Source organism: Amycolatopsis sp. NPDC026612, from assembly GCF_040638285.1.
GTDB lineage: Bacteria > Actinomycetota > Actinomycetes > Mycobacteriales > Pseudonocardiaceae > Amycolatopsis.
Genome location: NZ_JBEZYB010000089.1, coordinates 22884 through 29428, shown reverse-complemented (window position 1 = coordinate 29428; position 6545 = coordinate 22884). Strand labels below are relative to the sequence as shown.

6 protein-coding genes and 2 tRNA genes are annotated in these 6545 nt (G+C 73.0%); 4 read left to right on the top strand and 4 right to left on the bottom strand.

The genetic code is table 11. The features are described 5' to 3' along the window. Positions 1-124: 124 nt before the first annotated feature. Both AB0F15_RS39215 and AB0F15_RS39210 read right to left on the bottom strand, forming a co-directional pair. Positions 125-196, bottom strand: a tRNA-Val gene (locus AB0F15_RS39215). Positions 197-233: 37 nt separating this feature from the next. Next, a tRNA-Val gene (locus AB0F15_RS39210) sits at positions 234-308 on the bottom strand. A 183-nt stretch (positions 309-491) separates the two neighbouring features. Here AB0F15_RS39210 and AB0F15_RS39205 point away from each other — a divergent pair. Then, on the top strand, positions 492-2000 hold the full coding sequence (locus tag AB0F15_RS39205; protein ID WP_360281889.1) for a DHA2 family efflux MFS transporter permease subunit: 1509 nt from the start codon (positions 492-494) through the stop codon (positions 1998-2000). A 235-nt stretch (positions 2001-2235) separates the two neighbouring features. Here AB0F15_RS39205 and AB0F15_RS39200 read toward each other — a convergent pair whose 3' ends face one another. Together AB0F15_RS39200 and AB0F15_RS39195 are read right to left on the bottom strand one after the other, a co-directional pair. Beyond that, positions 2236-2877 (bottom strand): helix-turn-helix domain-containing protein, encoded by a 642-nt coding sequence (locus tag AB0F15_RS39200; RefSeq protein ID WP_360281887.1) that lies wholly within the window; start codon positions 2875-2877, stop codon positions 2236-2238. Positions 2878-3193: 316 nt separating this feature from the next. Continuing rightward, positions 3194-4210 carry an SDR family oxidoreductase gene (locus tag AB0F15_RS39195; RefSeq protein ID WP_360281885.1) on the bottom strand — a complete coding sequence of 339 codons (1017 nt, stop codon included), beginning with the start codon at positions 4208-4210 and terminating at the stop codon, positions 3194-3196. 131 nt (positions 4211-4341) lie between these two features. Here AB0F15_RS39195 and AB0F15_RS39190 point away from each other — a divergent pair, with 131 nt between their 5' ends. The 3 genes from AB0F15_RS39190 (at position 4342) to AB0F15_RS39180 (ending at position 6540) form a co-directional block, all read left to right on the top strand. Beyond that, positions 4342-4764, top strand: a complete 423-nt coding sequence (locus tag AB0F15_RS39190) for a DUF6010 family protein (protein WP_360281883.1) — start codon at positions 4342-4344, stop codon at positions 4762-4764. 1 nt (position 4765) lies between these two features. Next, positions 4766-4966 (top strand): hypothetical protein, encoded by a 201-nt coding sequence (locus tag AB0F15_RS39185; protein ID WP_086863142.1) that lies wholly within the window; start codon positions 4766-4768, stop codon positions 4964-4966. 68 nt (positions 4967-5034) lie between these two features. After that, a complete protein-coding gene (locus AB0F15_RS39180) occupies positions 5035-6540 on the top strand; it encodes a hypothetical protein (protein ID WP_360281881.1) in 1506 nt (501 codons plus the stop codon). The last annotated feature ends 5 nt before the right edge of the window (positions 6541-6545 follow it).

The window sequence follows — 6545 nt, the reverse complement described above, 5'->3', positions numbered from 1 at the left end:
TTCGCGAGCCGTCCCCCGCGGCCCCCCCCCCCCCGGCCGGGGCGTGGGGGCTGGGCCCCCACAGGACACAACGAGAAGAGCCCCGTTCGCGCTTTCCGCGAACAGGGCTCTCCGGCGAATCTCGTGGGCGATACTGGGATCGAACCAGTGACCTCTTCGGTGTGAACGAAGCGCTCTCCCCCTGAGCTAATCGCCCGCGGTACGAACTTCCACGAAATCCGGGGGTGGACTCGTGGTGCGCGATACTGGGATTGAACCAGTGACCTCTTCCGTGTCAGGGAAGCGCTCTCCCGCTGAGCTAATCGCGCGCTGCGGAACTTCGTACTGGCGGAAGCATATCGGATGCTTTGCGGGGCCGTGCGGGGGGTCCGGCGTGCCGCGGCCGGGTGCGCGGAAACCGCCGTGACACGAAGGGACGGAAACGGGCAGACTGCGGAGGACGTCCCGGCTTCACCGCGGCCGTCCCGGCCGACCAGGAGAGCTCCCACCCGATGACCAAAACCGTGTCCAGCCCCGCCGCCGACGTGGACCGCGCCCCGTTGCGCTCGGGACTCCTCATCGGGGTTCTCGTGCTCTCCGCGTTCGTGATGATCCTCAACGAGACGATCCTGAGCGTCGCGCTGCGCGATCTGACCGTCGACCTCCGGGTGCCCACCACCACGGTGCAGTGGCTGACCAGCGGGTTCCTGTTGACCATGGCCGTCGTCATTCCGACGACCGGCTTCCTGCTGGAGCGCTTCTCGCCGCGGCAGGTCTTCCTGTTTTCGCTGTCGGCGTTCAGCCTCGGCACGCTGCTTTGCGCGCTCGCGCCCGGGTTCGGGCTGCTGATGGCCGGGCGGGTGGTGCAGGCGTTCGGCACGGCGGTGATGTTGCCGCTGCTGATGACGACGGTGATGCGGCTGGTGCCGGCGGAGCGGCGTGGGGCGACGATGGGCACGATCACGATCGTCATCGCGGTCGCGCCGGCGATCGGACCCACCATCGGCGGTGCGGTGCTGTCGTCGCTGGGCTGGCGCTGGATGTTCTGGATCGTGTTGCCGCTGGCGCTCGCCGCGCTGGTGGCCGGTGCGCTGATGCTGCGCCTGGAGGGTGAGCGCCGCCGGGTGCCGCTGGACGTGCCGTCGGTGCTGCTGTCGGCGATCGGGTTCGGCGGGGTGCTGTACGGCCTGTCTTCGGGCGGGGAGCAGGGCGGGGCCGGCCCGCTGGTGCCGGGGTGGGTGCCGATCGTCGTGGGCGTGGCCGCGCTGGCGGTGTTCACCTGGCGCCAGCTGCGGCTGCAGCGCCGGGATCGCGCGCTGCTCGATCTGCGGCCGTTCACGCACCGCGACTTCGTCGTCGCGCTGGTGCTGACCGCGTTGCTGTTCGTGTGCCTGATCGGCGCGGCGGCGATCCTGCTGCCGCTGTACCTGCAGACGGTGCTGCACGCCAGCACGTTCGTGAGCGGGCTGGTCCTGTTGCCCGGCGGGCTGGTGCTGGGTCTGCTGGGCCGCCCGGTCGGTGCCCTGTTCGACAAGGTCGGCGGGCGCCCGCTGGTCATCCCGGGTGCGGCGGCGATGGCCGCTTCGCTGTGGCTGTTCGCCGTGCTGGGTCCGGACTCGCCGCTGATCGCGGTGATCGGCATCCACGTGCTGATGATGGCCGGGCTCGGGCTGATGATGACGCCACTGTTCACCCAGTCGCTCGGTGCGCTGCCGGATCACCTGTATTCGCACGGCAGCGCGATCCTCTCGACGCTGCAGCAGGTGGCCGGCGCGCTCGGCACGGCGGTGTTCGTCAGCGTGGCGACGGTGGGCAGCCACGACGCCACGGCGGGCAGCCCGGACGCGTCGGGTCTGCGGGCGGCGTTCGTCGTCGCCGGGATCGTCGGGCTGGTCGCCTTCGCGGGCAGCTGGCTGATCCGGCGGGGGCCGTCCACTGCGCCCACTGGGTCCACTGGGTCCACTGGGTCCACTGGGTCCACTGGGTCCACTGGGTCCACTGGGTCCACATCGGAGCACTGAGAAGAGCCCCGCTTCCGCTCGGCGAAGGCCACAACGCCCCGGGTCCGCCGGTGTTCCCCGACGTGACCCGGCTCATGGGGCGGCCTGCCGTCCGGTTCGATCGGTGCGCCGCCCGCGAGCTCGGTGTCCACCAAGGCCGCCCCGCCAGGGTGTTTGCACTCGTCGCCCGACCGAGCAAGGTGACGTCAGGAGGCTTTCCGGCACGGGCGTCGGTGCGCGGCGGCGGAGCGGGCGGTCAGGAGGCCGGGGACACCGGGGCCAGCAGCAGGCCCGTGATCGCGTCGATCAGGCCCGTGCCCGCGTCGTTCCAGCTCGCCCGCGGCGTTGCCGTGCCCTCGGCCAGTGCCCGCTCGCGCTCGGCCGTCATGTGGATCATCAGTTGGCGGGCCATGTCGCCGCGCTCGGCGCGGACGTCGGGGGGCAGGCCGTCCAGGCAGCCGTTCAGTCCCTCGACCGCGCGGGCGAGGGCCGGTGCGGACAGGGATTCCTCCGCGAGGATCGCCCGCAGGGCCGGGTCGGTCATCACCTGGGCGCTGAACCGCGCGAACCACGTCGGCGCGCCCAGCTCGTGCAGGTAGCTCGTGGTCGGGCGGACCAGGCACGCCACCCAGTCGCGCAGGTCGCCGTCGCCGTCGATGGCTTCGACGAGCTCGGCGCGCAGGCGTTCGATCCGCCCGAAGTGCTTGCGGGCGATCGCGCGGACCAGGTCGACCTTGGTGCCGAAGTGGTAGTTGACCGCGGCGTTGTTGCCCTGCCCGGCCGCCTCGCTGATGTGCCGGTTGGACACCGCGTGCACCCCGTGTTCGGCGAACAACCGCTCCGCCGTCACGAGGATGGTCTCCCGCGTGGCACTCGCGCGATCCGCCTTGACGTTCATCCACCCACCCGGTCACCCCGACGATCTGCCGGCCCCCACCTTACGGAGCCGGTCACGCGAGCCGTCCCAGCCACGCCCGCGCCGTGTCCAGGTAGCGGCGGGTGAAGCCGGTCCCCGGCGCCCAGGCCTCGAACCCGTGCGGGCCGCCGGGCGCGACGTGGAACGTCGTGCCGACGCCGGCCGCGCGCAGCCGGCGGCCGCGTCCGCCCGGTCGCCGCCCGCACCATGCGCCGCACCCAGGCCCGCTCCGGCGGCAGGCGCGGCATCCGCCGGACCCGGCCGCGCAGTTCGGGCGCCACCGCGGACAGGGGCACGGTCACTGCACCGACCAGCCGCCGTCGGAGGGCAGCAGGGTGCCGTTGACGTTCACGCCGTCGTCGCCGAGCAGGAAGGTGATCGACGCGGCCAGCTGCTCCGCCGTGGCGATCGGCGGGATGAGGCCGAGGAACTCCCCGACCCGGCCCTGGCCGAACTCCGACGGCTGCCCGTGCAGCCCCATGCCGGTCGCGACCCCGCCCGGCGCGACGGCGTTGACGCGGATGCCGTGCGGCCCGTACATGAAGGCGCAGCTGCGGGTGATGCCGACGACGGCGTGTTTCGAGGCGGTGTAGGCGGTCCCGGCGGCCGAGCCGCGCAGTGCCGCTTCGGAAGCGACGTTCACGATGGCGCCGGACCCCGCTTCGAGCATCGCCGGGACGACCGCGCGGATGAGCCGGAACGTCCCGTCGACGTTCACGGCGAAGACGCGCCGCCACAGCTCGTCGCTCACCTCGTGGGCCGGGGAGAAGTCGTCGAGGACGCCCGCGACGTTGGCCAGCCCGTCGATGCGCGGGCCCGCCGCGGCGAGGATCCGCGCCACGGCGTCCTCCTCGGTGATGTCGGCGGGCACGGCGACCAGTTCGGGCGAGCCGAGCTCGGCGGCGAACTCGTCCAGCCGGCCCGCCGAGACATCGACCGCGACGACCCGGCCGCCTTCGCGGGCGATGCGCGACGCGGTGGCCCGGCCGATGCCGGAGGCGGCGCCGGTCACGACCACCGTCCGGCCCTCGAACCGGCCCGGCACGATCCGCTCGCGCCACCCCGTCCGCCCGGCCCCGGGTGCCGGGGTCACGCCGTGGTTGGCGCGGGTCACCAGGTCGTCGACGACGTCCTGGGCGAGCCGTCCCTGGCTGAGGGCGACCAGCTGCCGCAGCGGCAGCAGGCGGACGGGCGCGAGGACGGTTTCGTCGACCCCCGCCTCGGCGAGCAGGGTGCGGATGAGCGGGCCGCCGTCGGGGTGTGCGACCCACTCGCCGATCGGGGTGTCCGCGGTGAGCGGTTCCGTGGAGGTCATGACGGCAGCGTACCGGAGTTTAAGTCAATCGCTTGAGTTAACTTCCTGGCTCCGGCGCTGGCGAGAATCCGGTGCACCCTGGCCGGACAGCCACTGGCTGCCCGCCGGCCCGGTTCCTACCGTCGAACCTCGTGATCGAGATCCTGGCGCCGATCCTCATCGGCCTCGTGTACGTCATGCTCAACTCCTTGATCCCGGAGCCGCACCGGCGGCCGTTCAACGCCGTGCTGGTGGGCGGCGCCGGCGCGGCCTACCTCTCCGGCGGCGCGCTCGGACCGTGGGAACTGGTGTTCTGCGCCGTGCTGACCTACGTCGCGTTCCGCGGGCTCGGCTCGTGGACGTTCATCGGCCTCGGCTGGCTGCTGCACACCGGCTGGGACATCGTCCACCACCTGAAGGGCCACCCGATCCTGCCGTTCGCCCACGGCTCGTCGTTCGGCTGCGCGATCTGCGACCCGGTGATCGCGATCTGGTGCTTCACCGGCGGCCGGTCGGTGTTCACGGCGCTGCGTCCGCGACGGGTTGGCGCGCCGCCGCCAGGGGTACTCCGGTGACATGAGCGCCGACGTCGAACGCGCCGCGCACGCCTACTGCCCCCGGTGCCACCCGCAACCGCGGCCCGGGGACGTGATCACGGCGCTGTGCGGCGCCCGCCACCCGTACTACGGCCGCCGGGACCGGCCGGTCAACACCTGTCCCGCCTGCGTGGCACTGGCCTCGGCCAACGTCTACGCCTGCGGTCACCCCGGCGCCTGACGCGCCGCGCGCTCCGGAATCGGGTGTTCCGGAGCCACCCGGCGAACCGACCACATACGCTGACCGGCATGAAGAGGGTGGGGATCGCCACGGCGACCGCGGCGGTCGCCGCGCTCGCGCTGGCACTCGTCCTCGGCCTGCTGGGCGGGACACCGACCGGCGCCGGGGACAACGGGGACGGTTATCGGTTGTTCTGCGGGCCCGGCCTCACGCCGGCGACGCCGAACCACAAGGCGAGCTGGCTGGGCGGCGTGGTGCTCGACTTCGGGCGCGGCACGCCGTGCCCGGACCCGCAGCCGTCGAGTGCCGCGGTGCTGTTCGGGTCCGTGGCCGACGGGCACGGTTCGTTCAGCCTCCTGCAGCTCGGCTGGCTGTACGTCTTCCTGGTTTTCCTGGTCACGCTGCTGGCGGCCTGGGCGGTGCAGGCCCGCGGCCCGCTGCGGCTGCTGTTCCTGGTGCCGCCGCTGGTGCCCCTGCTCGAGCCCGCCTTCGCACGGCTCTTCATCTCGACGTTCGCCGAGCCGGCCGGGCTGCTCGGCGCGTACACGCTGATGTGCGGGCTCGCGGTCATCGCCGCGACCAAGGCCGGCGACGGCTTCGCCCGGCTGGCGGCCCTCGTCCTCGTCGCCGTCGGCGGTGTGGTGGGCGGGCTGGCCAAGATCGGCTTCCTGCCGCTGTTCGTGCTGGCCGTGGTGGTCTGCGCGGTCACCGCGGCCCGGGCGGGCAGCGGCAAGTGGTGGTCCGGCCGGATCGTCGGACCCGCCCTCGCGATCCTGCTCGTGCTGGAGATCATCACCCCGCTCCGCGCGAACCTCGCGTGGCAGGAGCGCAACTACGCCGACGTCAACGCGGTCAACGTCGTCTACACCCTCACCCTGCCCGAGGTGCCTGGTTCGGCACGCCGGCTGGGCCTGCCCGAAGAGGCGCAGCAGAGCGCGGGACACGCGTACTACCCGGAAGGCCCCGAAGCCCTCGCCGGCTCCGACGTGCTGCTCGAGGACCCCAGCACGGTCAAGTACAAGGCGTGGGACGTCCTGCTGGAGCACCCGGGGGTGCTGATCGGCGCCGTCGGCACCGCCCTGCAGGCGACGCTGGGCCGGAGCCTGCCGTACCTGCCGGACCAGCCGTGGACGGCGGTGAGCCGTCCCCCGGACAACTCGGCCCCGGTCAGCGGCGACATGGGCGGCGACTCGGCCACGTTCCAGCAGTGGCTCGACGGGATGGGCATCCCGTGGCTGCCCGCCCTGCTCGTGTTGCTCGGCCTGGCCGCCGCGGTGGTCGCCCTGGTGCGGCGCCGCCGGTCGACGACCCGCTACGGCATCGTCGCCGGCGTGGCCGTGACGAGCGCGCTGGGCATCGCCGCGATGTCGGTGGTCGGCGACGGGTACTTCGAGATCGCCAAGCACGTGTGGCTGGCGGCTTACCTGCTCGACGTCGCGGCTCTTTCGCTGTGCGTCATGGTGGCGCCGGTGCTGCTGCGCCGAGGGCGTGAACTGTGGCACCGGCGGCGGGCCGGCGTGGCCGTCGCGGCCGAAGAGCCACGGGCGCCCGAGCCCGCGGCGCCGGTCGGCTGACCTTT